The following is a 551-nucleotide window of genomic DNA, read 5'->3' on the forward strand; positions in this document are numbered from 1 at the left end:
GGCATTTGAAGCGCGATGCAGCGGGCAGGTTGATCGAGGAGATCGACTACTTCGGGCAGGCGCGGGGCTATGGCTACGATCCGGCGGGGCACCTGACGCACACCGTCGATCCGCTCGGGCGCGTGCTGAACATCCGCTGCGATCCGTTGGGGCGGATCGTGAGCCGCATCGCGGAGGGCAGCGGTGAGGCCGAGCACTACGCTTATAACAAGCGTGGTCAGTTGATTGGAGCGCGCAATGCACATGCGGTGATCGAGCGCGATTACGACCTCGACGGGCGGCTTGCGAGCGAGACCCAGAAGCACGCCGACACGCTCGGCAGCGTGAGTTACGAGTACGACGCAGCGGGTCAGTTGCAGTTGCAGCAGCGCGAGATGCGCGAATTGAATGGCGAGGTGTGTTATCGGCAGACGCTGAGCCATGAGTACGATGAGCTGGGACTGGCTCGTACATTGAGCATCGATGCGCATGAGCCGATCCGCTTCACGCATGATCTGGCGAGCCGTTTGAGCGGGATCGCGTTCGCACCGGGACTCGATCACACGTTCAGC

At 62.6% G+C, this 551-nt stretch carries 1 protein-coding gene; it reads left to right on the plus strand.

Annotation, left to right across the window (positions count from 1 at the left end; translation table 11 throughout):
* Positions 1-551: RHS repeat domain-containing protein (locus QCE88_RS41965; RefSeq protein ID WP_409018343.1), on the plus strand; the 551-nt coding region annotated here is incomplete at both ends.

This window comes from Caballeronia sp. LZ035, assembly GCF_031451175.1.
In the GTDB taxonomy this organism is placed as follows: Bacteria; Pseudomonadota; Gammaproteobacteria; order Burkholderiales; family Burkholderiaceae; genus Caballeronia.